The sequence below is a fragment of the Clostridium sp. HBUAS56017 genome, assembly GCF_007115085.1.
Classification (GTDB): Bacteria; Bacillota; Clostridia; order Clostridiales; family Clostridiaceae; genus Clostridium; species Clostridium cibarium.
The window spans coordinates 252792-253774 of record NZ_SULK01000001.1 but is presented as its reverse complement, the minus strand read 5'-3'; the positions used below and the strand labels follow the sequence as shown (position 1 = coordinate 253774).

At 32.1% G+C, this 983-nt stretch carries 1 protein-coding gene; it reads left to right on the top strand.

The annotated features are described in order from the left end of the window. Positions 1-983: X2-like carbohydrate binding domain-containing protein (locus FAY47_RS01420; protein ID WP_243129504.1), on the top strand; the 983-nt coding region annotated here is incomplete at both ends.

Here is a 983-nt window from a genome sequence, read left to right as displayed (position 1 = left end):
ATGGAGATAAAGTTTTAGTAGAAGGAAAAGACTATACAATAGTTAATGGAAAAGTAGTATTAAGTAAAGATTACTTAAGTCAATTCGTTAACGGACAAATAACTCTTGTATTTGACTTTGATAGTGGAAATGATCCAACACTAATAATTAATGTAGTAGGTGATCTTCTAGATGTAAAAGTAGGAGATGTTAATGGTAAACCTGGAGATACTGTAGTAGTACCAGTAACAGTAAAGGGAATTGAAAAAGATAAGGCAGTATATGGATACAACTTCCGTTTACAATATGATACAACTAAATTTGAAAATGTAAAGGTAGAGCCAGGAAAAGATTGTCCAAATCCAACATCAACATTCCATGGAAGCATACTTCCAGGTGGAATAGTAAAAGTATTATATATGAATTCATCATCAAATGATGATCCAGCAGAATCAATTGGACAAGATGGAGTATTATGTAATGTTACTATGACTATAAAAGATACAGCAGCAAGAGGAGCTAGCCCAGTTACATTTGCAACAAAGGGAACATTCCAATACATGCCAAAGGATGCTCAAAAGAGTAAACCATACAAAGTAAACTTTGCAGATGGATCAGTATTTGTAGAACGTGATATTGTAGATTCAAAGATAAATCCAGTGTCTATAGATGTAGATAGAGCAACTGTAAAAGATACTACTATAAAAGTAGAATACAACGGAAATATTCTTAAGGCAGTAAAAAATGGAGATAAAGTTTTAGTAGAAGGAAAAGATTATACAATAGTTGATGGAAACGTAGTATTAAGTAAAGATTACTTAGCACAATTACCAGACGGACAATCAACAATTACAATTGATATGGATGCAGGAAATGATCCGATTTTAACAGTAAATGTATCTGGACATCTTAGTTCTGTTTTAGATAAGAGCCAAGCTGATTTTGATAAAACAAATCCAGCAGATATTACTGTTGGAATAGACTACAAAGGAAATACTCTTAAG